14 protein-coding genes are annotated in these 14,701 nt (G+C 55.6%); 4 read left to right on the forward strand and 10 right to left on the reverse strand.

Annotated features, from left to right (window positions below):
• Positions 1 to 29 precede the first annotated feature (29 nt).
• The gene (gene fusA, locus LA04_RS07350) at positions 30 to 2,129 is read right to left on the reverse strand and encodes an elongation factor G (protein WP_047651032.1); all 2,100 of its coding nucleotides are present in this window, start codon (positions 2,127 to 2,129) and stop codon (positions 30 to 32) included.
• Positions 2,130 to 2,289: 160 nt separating this feature from the next.
• Between fusA and LA04_RS07355 the strand changes: the two genes are divergently transcribed.
• The gene (locus LA04_RS07355; protein WP_045354132.1) at positions 2,290 to 2,592 is read left to right on the forward strand and encodes an ArsR/SmtB family transcription factor; all 303 of its coding nucleotides are present in this window, start codon (positions 2,290 to 2,292) and stop codon (positions 2,590 to 2,592) included.
• A 69-nt stretch (positions 2,593 to 2,661) separates the two neighbouring features.
• Here LA04_RS07355 and LA04_RS07360 read toward each other — a convergent pair whose 3' ends face one another.
• Entirely contained in the window at positions 2,662 to 3,117 is a 456-nt protein-coding gene (locus tag LA04_RS07360; RefSeq protein WP_047651034.1) for a GNAT family N-acetyltransferase, read from the reverse strand.
• 164 nt (positions 3,118 to 3,281) lie between these two features.
• Here LA04_RS07360 and pdxR point away from each other — a divergent pair, with 164 nt between their 5' ends.
• The gene (gene pdxR / locus LA04_RS07365) at positions 3,282 to 4,760 is read left to right on the forward strand and encodes a MocR-like pyridoxine biosynthesis transcription factor PdxR (RefSeq protein WP_047651036.1); all 1,479 of its coding nucleotides are present in this window, start codon (positions 3,282 to 3,284) and stop codon (positions 4,758 to 4,760) included.
• A gap of 27 nt (positions 4,761 to 4,787) precedes the next feature.
• Here pdxR and LA04_RS07370 read toward each other — a convergent pair whose 3' ends face one another.
• On the reverse strand, positions 4,788 to 5,423 hold the full coding sequence (locus LA04_RS07370; protein WP_047651038.1) for a helix-turn-helix domain-containing protein: 636 nt from the start codon (positions 5,421 to 5,423) through the stop codon (positions 4,788 to 4,790).
• 121 nt (positions 5,424 to 5,544) lie between these two features.
• The gene (locus LA04_RS07375; protein ID WP_047651039.1) at positions 5,545 to 6,876 is read right to left on the reverse strand and encodes a 2-hydroxycarboxylate transporter family protein; all 1,332 of its coding nucleotides are present in this window, start codon (positions 6,874 to 6,876) and stop codon (positions 5,545 to 5,547) included.
• A gap of 404 nt (positions 6,877 to 7,280) precedes the next feature.
• On the opposite strand from LA04_RS07375, the gene LA04_RS07380 reads away from it, so the two are divergent.
• Both LA04_RS07380 and LA04_RS07385 read left to right on the forward strand, forming a co-directional pair.
• Positions 7,281 to 8,228, forward strand: coding sequence for an AEC family transporter (locus tag LA04_RS07380; RefSeq protein ID WP_047651040.1), 948 nt, complete (start codon positions 7,281 to 7,283; stop codon positions 8,226 to 8,228).
• 32 nt (positions 8,229 to 8,260) lie between these two features.
• Positions 8,261 to 9,946 (forward strand): NAD-dependent malic enzyme, encoded by a 1,686-nt coding sequence (locus LA04_RS07385; RefSeq protein WP_047651041.1) that lies wholly within the window; start codon positions 8,261 to 8,263, stop codon positions 9,944 to 9,946.
• Between the two features lie 45 nt (positions 9,947 to 9,991).
• Here the strand turns inward: LA04_RS07385 and LA04_RS07390 are convergent, their stop codons facing one another.
• The 6 genes from LA04_RS07390 to LA04_RS07415 all read right to left on the reverse strand — a co-directional run bounded on the left by LA04_RS07390 (position 9,992) and on the right by LA04_RS07415 (position 14,692).
• Positions 9,992 to 10,993 carry a Kdo(2)-lipid IV(A) acyltransferase gene (locus tag LA04_RS07390; RefSeq protein ID WP_047651042.1) on the reverse strand — a complete coding sequence of 334 codons (1,002 nt, stop codon included), beginning with the start codon at positions 10,991 to 10,993 and terminating at the stop codon, positions 9,992 to 9,994.
• 191 nt (positions 10,994 to 11,184) lie between these two features.
• Positions 11,185 to 11,415, reverse strand: coding sequence for a tautomerase PptA (gene pptA, locus LA04_RS07395; RefSeq protein ID WP_047651043.1), 231 nt, complete (start codon positions 11,413 to 11,415; stop codon positions 11,185 to 11,187).
• 37 nt (positions 11,416 to 11,452) lie between these two features.
• Positions 11,453 to 12,070, reverse strand: coding sequence for a glutathione S-transferase family protein (locus LA04_RS07400; RefSeq protein ID WP_023311965.1), 618 nt, complete (start codon positions 12,068 to 12,070; stop codon positions 11,453 to 11,455).
• Between the two features lie 41 nt (positions 12,071 to 12,111).
• The gene (locus tag LA04_RS07405; protein ID WP_047651044.1) at positions 12,112 to 12,999 is read right to left on the reverse strand and encodes an ABC transporter substrate-binding protein; all 888 of its coding nucleotides are present in this window, start codon (positions 12,997 to 12,999) and stop codon (positions 12,112 to 12,114) included.
• Between the two features lie 9 nt (positions 13,000 to 13,008).
• Positions 13,009 to 13,782, reverse strand: a complete 774-nt coding sequence (locus LA04_RS07410; RefSeq protein ID WP_047651045.1) for an amino acid ABC transporter ATP-binding protein — start codon at positions 13,780 to 13,782, stop codon at positions 13,009 to 13,011.
• A complete protein-coding gene (locus LA04_RS07415; protein WP_047651046.1) occupies positions 13,766 to 14,692 on the reverse strand; it encodes an amino acid ABC transporter permease in 927 nt (308 codons plus the stop codon). The genes LA04_RS07410 and LA04_RS07415 overlap by 17 nt, the downstream gene beginning before the upstream one ends.
• Positions 14,693 to 14,701: the final 9 nt, after the last annotated feature.

Raw genomic sequence — 14,701 nt, forward strand, 5'->3', positions numbered from 1 at the left:
CCTCCCCCTACAGGGAGAGGGTAACCGTATTACTTCGCACGTCGTGAAATAATCTCATCCGCAACATTCCGCGGGGCTTCCGCAAAATGATGGAACTCCATCGTATACGTCGCGCGTCCCTGGGACATCGAGCGCAATGTCGTGGCATAACCAAACATCTCTGCCAGCGGCACGTCAGCGCGAATAATCTGGCTTCCGTACTGCTCCGCCATCCCCTGCACCATGCCGCGGCGGGAAGAGAGATCGCCCATGATGTTACCGGCGTACTCTTCCGGCGTTTCCACCTCCACGTGCATGATCGGCTCAAGGATCGCCGGATCCGCCCTGCGGGCCCCCTCTTTAAAGCCGAGGATCGCCGCCATGCGGAACGCCATCTCCGAGGAGTCGACGTCGTGATATGAGCCAAACGTCAGCGTCGCTTTGACATCGACAACCGGATAGCCCGCCAGCACGCCGCTGTTCATCGCTTCCCGCAGCCCTTTCTCAACGGACGGAATATACTCGCGCGGCACCACGCCGCCCTTGGTGGCATCTTCAAATTTAAAGCCACTTCCGGGCTCCAGCGGCTCCAGGCTCAGCACCACATGGCCGTACTGGCCTTTACCACCGGACTGACGGACAAATTTGCCTTCGATATCCTTCACCGTTTTACGCAGGGTTTCACGGTAGGTTACCTGTGGGCGGCCAATGTTCGCCTCGACGCCAAACTCACGCTTCATGCGGTCGACGATGATCTCAAGGTGTAGCTCACCCATCCCGGAGATAATGGTCTGGCCGGACTCTTCGTCAGTATGCAGGCGAAACGACGGATCTTCCGCCGCCAGACGCTGCAGCGCGATCCCCATTTTCTCCTGATCGGCCTTAGTTTTCGGCTCGATCGCCAGCGAGATAACCGGGTCCGGGAACTCCATGCGTTCAAGCGTAATGACGGCGTTCGGATCGGTGAGCGTGTCGCCGGTGGTCACATCCTTCAGCCCGACGCAGGCCGCGATGTCCCCGGCACGCAGTTCGTCCACCTCGTGGCGATCGTTGGCATGCATCAGCACGATACGCCCGATGCGCTCTTTCTTCCCTTTCACCGGGTTGTACACCGCGTCGCCTTTGCGCAGCACGCCAGAGTACACGCGGATAAAGGTCAGTTGCCCGACGTACGGATCGCTCATCAGCTTGAACGCCAGGGCCGAGAACGGTTCATCATCGCTTGGATGACGCTCCGCGTGCTGCCCTTTTTCATCCACGCCATCAATGGCCGGCACGTCCAGCGGCGACGGCATAAGCTCAATGACCGCATCGAGCATGCGCTGCACGCCTTTATTCTTGAACGCGCTGCCGCACAGCATCGGCTGAATTTCACCCGAGATGGTGCGAATACGCAGCCCTTTGATGATTTCCGCTTCTGTCAGGTCGCCGGTTTCCAGGTATTTGTCCATCAGTTCATCGCTGGCTTCCGCCGCCGCAGAGACCATTTTTTCCCGCCATTCCTGAGCGGTATTCACCAAATCGTCCGGCACGGGCGCATAGGTAAACACCATGCCCTGCGTCGCGTCGTCCCACAGAATGGTGCGCATCTTGATGAGGTCCACCACGCCGGTGAAATGATCTTCTGCACCCACCGGAATGACAATCGGCACCGGATTGGCCTTCAGCCGCTCCTGCATCATCCGTACGACGCGGAAGAAATCGGCACCCGGACGGTCCATTTTGTTGACGAAGGCCAGACGCGGAACGTGATATTTATTGGCCTGACGCCAGACGGTTTCCGACTGCGGCTGCACGCCGCCCACGGAGTCATACACCATCACGGCGCCGTCGAGCACGCGCATGGAACGTTCCACCTCAATGGTGAAATCCACGTGGCCCGGGGTGTCGATGATGTTGATCCGGTGCGGTTCATAGCCTCTGTCCATACCCGGCCAGAAGCAGCTGACGGCCGCGGAGGTAATCGTGATCCCGCGCTCTTGCTCCTGCGCCATCCAGTCAGTGGTTGCCGCGCCATCGTGTACTTCACCCAGCTTGTGGCTCATCCCGGTGTAAAACAGGATGCGCTCAGTGGTGGTGGTTTTACCGGCATCGATATGCGCGGAGATACCGATGTTGCGATAACGTTCGAGAGGGATGGGTCGGGGCATGATATTTCCTTAAGTCTTATGACTTGTCTGTGACGACCAGGATGGTCGTGCATTCGTTCGTTTGCTATAATAGTCCTATTGTACGAGTATTATCGAACTATTTTTTAACGGTTGACCTATTGTTGATATAGCTCAATCTAACGCCAAACGCAGGAAAACGATGATCCCAAACCACCCTGAAACTGAACAAATACTGCTGGAAAATGTGCTGTTTGCCCTCGGCAATCCGCTCCGGCTGTCGATTATTCGCCGGCTCGCCGATGGCAGCGAACTCAGCTGTAACGCGCTGCGTCCGGAAGATGTGGTGAAGTCCACGATGACACACCACTGGCGCGTTTTGCGCGACAGCGGCGTGATCTGGCAGCGCCCGCAGGGGCGGGAGAACATGATTTCCTTACGCAGAGAGGATCTGGATGCCCGTTTTCCAGGGCTGATGGAGATACTTTTACAGGCTAAATCATAAGGACATGCCTGTTTTTTCCTGAAAAATGCCCCGTACATATTTGAGGGGGCATTACGTCAGCGAAGGGATTTATCTAACCTGCATACGATATTCAATCATTCCACTTTTCTTCGCAATCCAGTCGTACAATCGTTGCCCGCGATAGTTGGCTTCATGCGTATGCCAGTAAAGGTGGCTGGCATGATGTTTTCTCGCTTCTCTCTGAACATATTCTATTAACTGTTTGCCAATGTGTTTGCCCCTTACGGCTTCACAGACGTATAAATCTTCGAGGTAGCAGTAATCGCTCTCAGCCCAGGTCGAGCGGTGAAAAAGATAATGCGCAAAACCCACTATGTCTCCATTACATCGTGCTACCACGCAGAATAGCGGCTCAACGGGGCTGAAAAATCGCTGCCAGGTTCGTTGAGTGACGGCCCCAGAGAGGTCGACATTATAAAATTCCTGGTATTTACTCCACAGTGGCATCCAGCTTTCAAAATCATGTTCTTTAACTGCCTCAATTGTCACGCTCGTATTATTCATATTGCCTCTTTGGTCACCCGTTTATTCGTTTCAGGAAGAGTGTATTCGCTGAATGGCACGTTTTGCCCCGCCAATTCTCGCCATCAAGGCAGACCAATTTTTCATCCTTCTGCGTGCAATATTGCTTTAGAATCAAAAGGCACAGAGGGAAAGTGGACAACGTAATGTTTAAGCACGCGCAGCTAGAAACGGTTAAGGCATGGATTATCGACCCCGCTAACGGATCGCTACCGCTTCATGAAAGGATCCAGAGAGCAATACGGACGCTAATACTGGAAGGGGTATTATCTCACGGTAAGGCCCTTCCTGCCTCACGCGCTCTGGCGGCTTCTCTCAGCGTTTCCCGGGATACCATAGAAGCGGCCTACTCCAGCCTGCATGCCGAAGGTTTTATTGAGAGACAAACAGGCAGAGGGAGCTTCGTCTCTTCCAGCGCGCGTTTTTTAAAACCCCGTCCTCGACAGCATCAGCCAACCGCTGAGATACGAAAAGCAAAACTCAGCGTCCGGGGAAAGATCGTTTATGAAAGCGGCGGGATCCGCGAATTTTCTTCACCTCGCCCCCTTGCGCCCGGCATTCCTGAAACCCGCATGTTTCCCATTTCGATCTGGGAGCGTCTTCAGCGACAGGTGCTGAAGGAGTTTCAGCACCAGGCATTAGAGCAAAGTCCCCCACAGGGTATAGAGCGCCTGCGACGGGCAATTGCGGAATACGTCAACCTTGAGCGCGGAACGCGTGCGAGGGCGGAACAGGTCATCGTTCTGACAAGTTCTCAACAGGCGCTCGCGCTCTGTTCCCACGTGCTGATGGACGCCGGGGATGGCATTGTCATTGAAGATCCCTCCTATCAAGGGGCGCACAAAGCGTTCAACGCTGCAGGGCTTCGCTGTATTCCGGTTCCTCTTGATGAAAAAGGCATCTCGGTTGACGGGCTTAATTCTCTGACCGAGCCAGCCAGGGCGATCTACCTGACGCCTTCTCATCAGTACCCTACCGGTGTGACGCTCTCTCTTGACCGACGACTGGCGGTTATTAAATGGGCAAACCGTTACGGAGCCTGGATCATTGAGGATGACTATGACAGTGAGTTTCACTACGAAGGTAAGCCTATGGCCAGTCTTCAGGGGCTTGATACGTACAACCGGACAATTTATATCGGCACGTTCACCAAGTCTCTGTTCCCTGGGCTACGTATTGCCTACACGATCGTCCCCTCAGAACTGACAGAGCCCTTCACCATGGCGAGAACATTAATGGATGGTCACACCGCCTCAATTACCCAACTGACGCTGGCAAAATTTCTGGAGGGAGGCCATTTTGGCGCCTATGTTCGTAAGATGCGGAGTATTTACGTTGCTCGTCGAGACGCGCTGGCAAGCATGATGGCCGAATATCTCTCCGAATATGTTACCTGTGAAACGCCAGCGGGCGGAATGCAAATGCCTTGTCACCTGAAGCACGGAATATCCGAGAAAGAAATAGCCACCGCCGCCCGCCGCGCGGGTGTTGATATGCTAGGGCTTACCGATTTATATGCAGGTCCCCCCGCGTCCACCGGTTTTTTGATGGGATTTGCAGCTTACACGGAAAGGGAAATAGAAGACGCTGTAAAAAAACTGGCCGCAATTTTCCATCATGTTTGATGCCGTCGACGGGTAAGAGACTGACACTCATTCCGGGCGAGCAAGGCTATAGGCTGGGATCCGCCGGGTTGTTTTGGTGAGCGTATCAAACACCTCGGCGTCGGACGTCACGATCCTCATCCCCGTTTTGCGTAATCTCTGCACATCAGCCGCGATGCGCTGAATGCCAAACCAGAAAAGCCCGTCGAGTGCCGTCACCGACAGCCCGTTTTCCAGCGCCAGCCTGAGGCGTTCCTTCGGGGCTTTAACCTGCTGGGCAATTTGCCGGTAAGGCAGTTCATTGCATCCTGTCGCGTCACTGCGCTGGATACGGGTTTTCAGCTGATAGGTAAACTCGTCAGGTATGCCGTCGAGATCCCTTTTAAGGCTATAGACGCAGCCAAAGCGCTTGCCGTTAAACAGAACATTTTTCTGGCTGAGCTGAAGCTCTTTTCTGACAACGTCTATCAGCTGAGGCGCACGGGTAAGGAGTAGCCTGAAGGGCAGCTCGAAGCTGGTGACGTAATCCACATTAAGCAGCGCGAGACGCAGCCGCTCCTCTGCACCGGACTGTTGCTCACGACACTCCTCCATCACCTCTGCCCACTGGCGCGTCAGGCGCTCCGGCTCGGCGGCTTCGGTAAGGAGGTATTTTTCAATCTGATAATCAACTCTTCCGGTCATCGTGTGGTATCCCGTCACTGTGGATGCGGTAATTCTATACAGCGCGGTGAGTTTTATAAAGGACTGAACCGCAGCGGCACCCTGAAAATGTCGTTGCGATTCAGCATCCTGACGTATCGGATCAATGCGCCATAATCCAGCCCATCAGCAGCGTGGCGAAAATCACCGTCGACGCGCCGCCGATGCGGGTGGCGATCTGTGCGAACGGCATGAGCGACATCCGGTTAGACGCGGACAAAATGGCTACGTCCCCCGTTCCGCCCAGCCCGCTGTGGCAGCAGGTCACAATGGCCGCTTCCACAGGATACATATTCAGACGCGACGCGATAAAGTAGCCGCTCAGCGCCATCGCAATCACAACCGAACCGCATACCACCACGTATCCCACCGAAAAGACCGACACCACGCTCTCAAGCGGCACGTATAACATCCCGAGGCCGATCATCAGCGGCCAGACCAGCGCAGCCGAGACGAATTTATAGCAACTGTGCGCGCCCTGCTCCATTGAGGCCGGGATCACCCTGAAGTATTTACACAGAACGGCAATCAGGATCATCAGCACCGGGCCGGGAATGTGAACCAGTTTTTCAAACAATCCGCCGACGATGAAAAACGCGCACACCATCAGCAATCCGCCCCCCATCAGATGAAAATCCGTCTGCTGCGTGCTTTGCGCCCCGGCAAACAGGCTGGCGTCGTCTTTACTCCGCGTAAGCATGCCATTTCCCGAAAGCGCAGGACGTTTCGCGCCGAGACGCGCCAGCGAGCCCGCACAAATAATGGCGAAGATATTCCCGACAACCGCAGCGGGTGCCAGCTGCGCAACGTAGACGTCAGGCGTCTGCCCCAGTATTGCCGAATAGGCCAGGGACAGCGGCAAAATCCCCTCGCCAATCCCTCCGCCGATGATGGGCACAATGATGAAGAAGAAGGTGTGGTAAGGCGTATAACCAAACAGTGAGCCCACAATGAGGCCGCTCAGCACGGCCATGCAGGTTCCGGCCACCAGCGGAACAAACATGCGCATCATCCCCTGGATCAGCAGCACCCGGTTCATCCCCAGAATGCTGCCGACCACCAGGCAGGCGATGACGAAATAGAGCAGATTCGCCTCTTTCATCAGCAGATGCACGGTATCAAGGGTATGTTTTTCGAATACGCCAAAATAGACCAGTACGGAGGGCACCATCAGGCACAGGATCGCCGGGCCGCCGATATCTTTCAGCACCGGAATTTGACGCCCCACTTTGGCAAACGCGAAGCCGAGGGTCATGATGACCGCGAGACCACCAATCATATTTTTTGGCAGCAGCCCTGCCCAGGCGGACGTCGCCACAATCGCGGCAATCCCGACGAACAGCATCAACGGGACCGTGCCCACCTCGGTATTGTTGAGCCCAAAGGCAAAACGCGGGGTCGACAGTTCTGAAGTCGGTACAGGATTATCTTTCATATAATCACCTGAATTTGTGTTCGGATAAACAGAGAAAGGAATAACTGAAACTATTCCTGATACGAATAAATGTTCTTAAATATAAATAAAGACTTAGATGGCCTTTTCTAAAAACAGGCTCACGATGAAATTATCACGGGCCTGCCGGGAGAAATGTGAACAATTCGGCTCTTTGCCTTTAAATAACTTAATTCAGCATTAAGTAACTAAAGTTATTTATAACAGCTAATGTTGCTTTTTTGCGTCTTATCAATATTTGACGAAAGTATTAGTTATCCAACTAATGCAATCTTTTTGAAATTAATAAAACCAGAGAGAGTGTGACCCTTGTCACTCCTGCCCTGCTTTCTAAGCGCTAGATTAGCGCTGCAATAAAACACATAAAATACCCTACAGGAAATACTATGCCTTCATTACTATTACAGTCACTGTTTCCGCTCGTCTTTATAATGTTACTTGGATGGCTAAGTGGAAAGCTGGGATATTCCCGACGTGAAGATGCAAACGTTATGGCAACCGTGGTGATTCGTTTCGCCCTTCCTTTCCATCTTTTTATCGGTGCATTGCATACCGATCCCAATAAAATTAAGAACCTGACCTTTATGGCCGTTTTAGTTGTCGGTTTAATGGGGTCGTATTTACTGACGCTATTTATTTCACGCTACGTTTTTCGCCACGATATCAAAACCAGCGCCATTCAGTCTCTGGTTTGCGCCTTTCCCGATATGGCTTACTTTGGCGCACCGGTCCTGGCGGTCTTGATTGGTCCGGAAGGATTTATCGGCGTGCTGATTGGCAATATTATTACCAGCGTTTTCATGATCCCTCTGACTATTGTCCTGATTCGTATGGGTGATAAAAACGGTCAAGATGGCCTGGAGGCGCTGCACCCGGGCGCGATGATCGTGCAAAACCTCATCAAAGCGGCACGCAACCCTATCGTCTGGATCCCGGTCTCCGGCGTATTGCTCAGCCTGGCCGGCGTGAAAATCCCTGCCATTCTCAGCATGCCTATTGAGATGGTTGGCAAGGTTTCAGGCGGACTGTCCCTGTTTGCCCTCGGCCTGCTGTTTTACGGTGAACGTCCAAAACTGAACGTGCAGACGTTTACCAATATCAGTATTAAAAACCTTATTCAGCCGGCAATGATGGCCGCCGCGGGAATCGCCTTTGGCCTGAGCCATACCTTACTGCAGCAGGTCGTGATTATTGGCGCAACGCCTTCCGCGATTGCCGCGGGGATGTTTGCGTTGCGCAGCGATACCTATATTGATACCGCATCCTCTTCCATATTAATTGGCACTGCCGTCGGGGTCGTGACCGAAGGCATTATGATCTATTTCATCTCTTAATCTGCTTTATATAAAAAAATCAGGAGTTAACCATGTCCAGGAAAGAAGTTCTGTACACCCCCTATAACGGGGCCGTATTGCTGGAAAACCCGCTGCTAAATAAAGGGCTCGCATTTATTAAAGAGGAGCGTGACAATTTTAATCTGCATGGGTTATTGCCGCACAACGTTGAAACCATTGAAGAACAAACCGAGCGCGCCTGGGTGCAGTTCTGTCATTTTAAAAGCGATATTTCGCGTCACGTTTATCTGCGAAATATTCAGGACACCAATGAAACTCTTTTTTATAACCTCTTGCGTTCGCATCTCAAAGAGACGTTACCGATTATCTATACCCCGACGGTCGGTGAAGCCTGCGAGCATTTCTCCACGATTTATCGACGCGCGCGGGGCCTGTTTATTTCATGGCCGAATCGCCATCGTATTGATGAGATGCTGCAAAGCTTTTCGCGCAACGACGTTCGCGTGATTGTGGTGACGGATGGGGAACGTATTTTAGGGCTTGGCGATCAGGGTATCGGCGGCATGGGCATCCCAATTGGCAAGCTGTCGCTGTACACCGCCTGCGGCGGGATCCATCCGGCCTCTACCCTCCCGATTATGCTGGATGTTGGCACCAATAATCAGCAACACCTCGACGACCCGATGTACATGGGCTGGCGCCACCCGCGCATCAGCGACGACCAGTACGCTGAGTTTATGGATATGTTTGTCAGCACCGTTAAAGCGCGCTGGCCCAATGTGCTCCTGCAATTTGAGGACTTCGCGCAGAAAAATGCCACCAGGCTGCTCCAGCGCTACCGCGACCAGCTGTGCTGCTTCAATGATGATATCCAGGGCACGGCCGCCGTCACCGCCGGTACGCTGATGGCGGCGGCCCAGGCGGCAGGCACGCGCATTCGCGACCAGCGCGTGGTCTTCCTGGGCAGCGGCTCTGCCGGATGCGGGATAGCTGAAAAAATAGTGGCGCTGATGGTGGATGACGGCCTGACCGAGCCGGAAGCGCGCAGCCGGATCTTTATGGTCGATCGCTTCGGCCTGCTGACCGACGACATGACCAACCTGCTCGATTTCCAGAAAAATCTGCTTACCGCGCGCGACGCCGTTTGCCGCTGGCAGGTTGACGCGAAGAACATTTCCCTGCTGGACGTGGTGAAGAACGCGCATCCAACGGTGATGATCGGCGTTTCGGGCCAGCCGGGGCTGTTCAGCGAAGAGATTGTCAAAGAGATGCATCGCCACTGTCCGCGCCCCATCATCATGCCGCTCTCGAACCCGACCTCGCGGGCGGAAGCCCAGCCGCAGGATCTCATTGCCTGGACCCAGGGTGCCGCACTGGTGGCCACCGGCAGCCCGTTCGCCCCGGTATTCTGGGAGAATGAACACTACGAGATCGCCCAGTGTAACAACGCCTATATCTTCCCGGGCCTGGGGCTGGGCGTGCTAGCCTGCAACGCGCGCCGGGTGACGGAAGAGATGCTGATGGCAGCAAGCCGCAGCCTGGCCGCGCAGTCTCCGCTGGTCACCACGGAAAAAGGCGGATTGCTGCCGCCGGTAGATCAGATTGAAACGGTCTCACGCCAGATTGCCGCCGCCGTCGCCCGGGCCGCCATTGAACAGGACGTGGCTCCGGCGATTGATGATGAGACGCTGATGGTGCGTATTGAGAAGACCTGGTGGCAGGCGGACTATGCGCCGTACCGCAGGTCTGCGCTGTAAGCCTCGATCCTTCCCTCACTGCACGGTGAGGGCAGGATTGCTGCCTCAGTGCTGGACGCCAGACCGATCGGAAAGATCGGCTGCGGACAGGATATCAGCCCGTGGTGCCACGCTCTTGCGGCGGGCATAGCGGTCAGGCTGACCTTCAGGACGCGTTTTGAAGCGACGGTGCAGCCACATATACTGCTCTGGGGCCATGCGCACCGCCTGCTCAATCGCCCTGTTCATCTGCGTCGCTACAGATTCTTTATCTCCCCCCTGCAGCGCCTCGCTGATATCCTCCAGAATAATCAGTTCGTAGCCGGTACCGTCCGCCCTACGGCGCGGCACAAAGGGAATGACGGCAGGCTTAGCGCTTTTGACCAGCATATAGCTTCCCGCGGTCGTGGCGGCATCCGGAACCGCAAAGAACGGCACAAACACGCTGTTGGTTTTGCCATAGTCGTGGTCCGGGGCATACCACAAAATTTCATTCTGCTTCAGCGAGCGGATCATGCCCTTTAAATCATGACGATCGAGCATGGTTTTATTAGAGCGCAGGCGCCCGCGCGTCTGAAGCCAGTCCAGCAGCGCGTTATTATTCGGACGATACACCCCAATCCCAGGGTTGAGCATGCCAAAGATCCGCGCGCCCAGCTCAAGGGTGAGAAAATGCATGCCAACGAGCACCACGCCATTGCCCTTTGCCCGCGCCTTTTCCATGTGCTCATACCCCTGCACGGTAAAGCATTTCTTCACCCGCCACGCAGGCCAGAACCATGCCATCCCGGTTTCGATTACCCCCATTCCTACCGATTCAAAATTACGCTGCAGCAGTAACTCTCGCTCCGCCTTTTTCATCTCCGGAAAACAGAGTTCCAGGTTGCGGCGGGCAATCTCAACGCGGCGCGGAAGCAGGCGCATCGCCAGCCGTCCAAGGCCGTGGCCGATTCGGAACAGCAGCGGATAAGGGAGCAGCATGATGAGCCACAGCGCGGCGATGCCAGCCCAGCTTAGCCAGTAGCGAGGGTGAAGAAAGGCGAGTGAAAAACGGGGTAATTTTGTCATGAGAAAATTATCCTTTAGCGTGTCTGTCCTTAATTGATTCTGTTTGAGATCTTTCCTAAGGATGTATGAAATGTCAGTCAGAAACGTAAAGTGTAACGGATAAGATAAAACGCATTTTTATCGATTTTTGCGAAAAAGCGGGAAGACGAGGCGGGGAAAACCGGGGAGGAGCGTTCCCCCGGCAATTGCGCTTACATTGAATAGCCAGGCTTTTTGATTAATTCGTCCAGCTTCGGTCCTATTTCGATATCCCAGACCTGCGCTTTCCAGTCCTCCTGGTTCACCTGATTCAACGCAACGGACACCGAGCTGTCTTTGCTGTTGAAATGGCGAATAATGACCTCAGCAATATCCTCGGCCAGGGCAGCTTTTTGTTCGTCGTTCAAATCGCGGGGAAAACATTTGATATCTACGTGTGGCATATACAGGCTTCCAGTTGTGAGTCAGGGCTCCACGTTATCAGATAATACCGTTGGCCTTTAACACCTTGTGCAGTTCCGGCAGCTGGCATACGGTGTCCGCAATAGCCGTAAACCTTGGCGTATTGGTTGCAAACCAGTCATGGCGTGGCCCCCAGGTTCGCGCCACCGCGATATACACATCCAGCAGCGTCAGCCGTTCCCCCAGCGCAAACGGGGCGGCCTTGAGCTGAGTTTCGAACCACAAATAGAGGGATTTCCGGTATTCGATGCAGTTTTTCTGCAGCTGTTCAGGCGCATCCGGCGCCCAGCGTTCGGGATAGTCCGCATACGTAAACGTGGGATAGACGTTGGCCACAAACCAGATCAGCAAGCGCTGAAACTGCTGGCGTTCGGCCTGCCCCACGGGCGGCGCGAGATCGGGACATCTGTCGAGCACCATCAGGGCAATCGCCGCCGTTTCGGTCATGATGGCGCCATTTTCCAGCTCCAGCGTGGGCACCTGACACAGCGGGTTGAGCTTTTGCAGCAGCTCGCGCTGCGGGCCGGGCTGGTCAAACCCGTCCACGTTGATAAATTGATAAGGGATATCGGCCAGGGTTAGCATCACTTCACCGATCGCCGAGCCCCAGCCGGGTACGCCATAGAGTTTAATCATGTTGCCCCCTGCGGGATGAAAACCCTAAGTGTAGAGCACCATTAGTAGGTTATCCCAGGCGGGTTGACCTCCGAGTGCGCCACCGCTTCGCCCTGCTCGCCCCAGCGCGCCAGCACCTTCTGGTAATCACCCCGCTTAATCGCGCCGTCCAGCGCGGCCTGCAGCGCGTACACCAGCTCATTGCCTTTTTTGGTGGTGGTCGCAACATAGGCTTTTTTCGGCCCTAAACCGACAACGCGGGTTTTGCCCGTAAGCGCAGCCTTATAGGCCGATACCGACTGCGGGCCAAAGAACACATCCGCCCTGCCGGACTGAATATAGAGATTGCCCGAGGCATCGTCGTGGAGATAGACCGGCAGCGCAGGCGCCCGCCCTGCCTTTTTGTTCTCTTCGTTCCAGCCCAGCAGGATGCGTTCCTGATTGGTACCAGAGCCGACGATCACTTTTTTCCCGGCCAGATCTTCCGCGCTTTTGATTGACTGAATCTCGCTGGTGGATTTCACCGAAAACGCCAGCGAATCGACGCGGTAGGTCGCAAAATCAAATTTCTCTTTACGCTGTTCGGTCACCGCAATGTTCACCAGCGCCACGTCGTAGCGCCCGGAGGCGATCCCCAGCGGCCAGTCTTCCCACGCCGTCGGCACCAGCTTCAGCTTTAGCCCCAGGCTGCCCGCCAGCAGGCGGGCGATATCCGGGTCGCTGCCAATGCGCGTGCGGTTATCGCTGGCCAGCAGCGCCAGCGGCGGAGAATTTAGCGCCGAAACGGCGACCGTCAGCGTACCCGGCTCAACGAATTTGTAGCTTGCGGGGATCTTCGCCACGGCCTGCCGATCCACCGTCACCGGCAGCGGCTGCTCGTTGGCTTTCAAATCAATGCTGGCGTGGCTCACCGTCGTGAAGACCAGCCCCGCCAGAAGTCCATATTTCATTGGCACTCCTTACAAGACTTTGGAGAGAAACTGGCGCGTTCGCGCATGTGACGGACGGTTTAATACCTCGTCACTGCTTCCCCGCTCGACGATTTTCCCGTCAACCATAAATACCACCTGATCCGCCACTTCCCGGGCAAAGCCGATCTCGTGGGTCACCACCACCAGCGTGGTGCCGGACCGGGCCAGCTTTTTGATCACGTCCAGCACTTCCCCCACCAGCTCCGGATCCAGCGCCGAGGTGGGCTCATCAAACAGCATCACGCGGGGACGCAGCGCCAGCGCGCGGGCAATAGCGATACGCTGCTGCTGTCCGCCGGAGAGATGGCGGGACCAGGCATCGGCTTTATCCCGCAGCCCGACCACGTCCAGCAGGCTGTACGCCCTTTCCACCGCCTCTTTTTTGCTGAGCTTTTTATGCGCGATGGGCGCCTCAATCAGGTTTTCCAGCACCGTGAGATGCGGAAAGAGATTGAAGTTCTGGAACACATAGCCCACGTTGACGCGCTGTTTGAGGATCTCCTTCTCTTTCAGCTCGTAGAGCCTGTCTCCCTGACGACGGTAGCCAATGTAGTCCCCGTCGATCTGGATAAAACCTTCATCGACGCGCTCCAGGTGGTTAATGGTGCGCAGCAGCGTCGATTTGCCGGAGCCGGACGGCCCGAGGATCACCGTCACGGAACCGGGCGGGATCTCAAGCGAAACGTTGTCGAGCGCCTTATGCCGACCAAAATACTTGCTGACGCCGGTAATCGAAATGTGTCCTTCAGGAGAGGCTTGCATGGACGGGCTCCTGTGCTGGCGTGGTGGTGACAGAACGGGTGCGACGGACGGCACGGTTCTGGTTAACGGCAGAGCGGCGTTCGCTGCGGGCAAGCGCGCGCTCGACGCCATACTGGATAGCGGACAGGACGGTGGTGATCGCCAGATACCACGCGGCACCGACCATCAGCAGCGGGATCACCTCCTGCGTACGGTTGTAGATCATCTGGATGGTATAGAACAGTTCCGGCATCGCCAGGACGTACACCATCGCCGTGCCCTTGGCGAGGCTGATGATTTCATTGAACCCCGACGGCAGGATGGTGCGCAGCGCCTGAGGCAAAATGATGCGCACCGTGCGTCGCCAGGCCGGCAGGCCGAGCGCGGCGGCGGCCTCATACTGGCCGTGATCGACCCCGAGGAATCCGCCGCGAACGATCTCGGCGGTATAGGCGCTCTGCACCAGGGTGAGCCCCACCACGGCGGTAGAAAACTGCCCCAGCACGTTGATGGTTTCAAAGCTGCCCCAGGTGATGCCGGTGAACGGCACGCCGAGCGAAAGCGTGTCGTAGAGATAGGAAAAGTTGTAGAGAATGATCAGCACCACGATCAGCGGCAGCGACCGAAACAGCCAGATATAGGCCCACGCCAGGCTGCTCAGCAGCCAGGATGAAGAGAGTCTCGCCAGCGCCAGCATGCCGCCCAGCACCACGCTCAGCGCGGTGCCGATCAGCGTCAGCAGCAGGGTCTGCCCGACACCTTCGAGGATCACCGGGTCAAAGAACCAGCGGGCAAACACCGCCCACTCCCAGCGCGGGTTAAAGGCCACGGACTGAATCACGATTGCCAGGGCAAACAGCGCCACCGCTGCGCCGACGGCCCGCAGCGGATAACGCGCCGGGACCACCTTAATGGTTTCAACGTTGCTCATCGTCGTTCC

Origin of the sequence: Enterobacter sp. UCD-UG_FMILLET, assembly GCF_000762975.1 — a bacterium.
Taxonomy (GTDB): domain Bacteria; phylum Pseudomonadota; class Gammaproteobacteria; order Enterobacterales; family Enterobacteriaceae; genus Enterobacter; species Enterobacter dykesii.

Coding starts and splice junctions, on each gene's coding strand:
- LA04_RS07400 (WP_023311965.1), bottom strand. CDS start 12,070: ATGATTAAACTCTATGGCGTACCCGGCTGGGGCTCGGCGATCGGTGAA.
- LA04_RS07375 (WP_047651039.1), bottom strand. CDS start 6,876: ATGAAAGATAATCCTGTACCGACTTCAGAACTGTCGACCCCGCGTTTT.
- LA04_RS07360 (WP_047651034.1), bottom strand. CDS start 3,117: ATGAATAATACGAGCGTGACAATTGAGGCAGTTAAAGAACATGATTTT.
- LA04_RS07385 (WP_047651041.1), top strand. CDS start 8,261: ATGTCCAGGAAAGAAGTTCTGTACACCCCCTATAACGGGGCCGTATTG.
- LA04_RS07355 (WP_045354132.1), top strand. CDS start 2,290: ATGATCCCAAACCACCCTGAAACTGAACAAATACTGCTGGAAAATGTG.
- LA04_RS07410 (WP_047651045.1), bottom strand. CDS start 13,782: ATGCAAGCCTCTCCTGAAGGACACATTTCGATTACCGGCGTCAGCAAG.
- pdxR (WP_047651036.1), top strand. CDS start 3,282: ATGTTTAAGCACGCGCAGCTAGAAACGGTTAAGGCATGGATTATCGAC.
- LA04_RS07380 (WP_047651040.1), top strand. CDS start 7,281: ATGCCTTCATTACTATTACAGTCACTGTTTCCGCTCGTCTTTATAATG.
- LA04_RS07405 (WP_047651044.1), bottom strand. CDS start 12,999: ATGAAATATGGACTTCTGGCGGGGCTGGTCTTCACGACGGTGAGCCAC.
- pptA (WP_047651043.1), bottom strand. CDS start 11,415: ATGCCACACGTAGATATCAAATGTTTTCCCCGCGATTTGAACGACGAA.
- fusA (WP_047651032.1), bottom strand. CDS start 2,129: ATGCCCCGACCCATCCCTCTCGAACGTTATCGCAACATCGGTATCTCC.
- LA04_RS07415 (WP_047651046.1), bottom strand. CDS start 14,692: ATGAGCAACGTTGAAACCATTAAGGTGGTCCCGGCGCGTTATCCGCTG.
- LA04_RS07370 (WP_047651038.1), bottom strand. CDS start 5,423: ATGACCGGAAGAGTTGATTATCAGATTGAAAAATACCTCCTTACCGAA.
- LA04_RS07390 (WP_047651042.1), bottom strand. CDS start 10,993: ATGACAAAATTACCCCGTTTTTCACTCGCCTTTCTTCACCCTCGCTAC.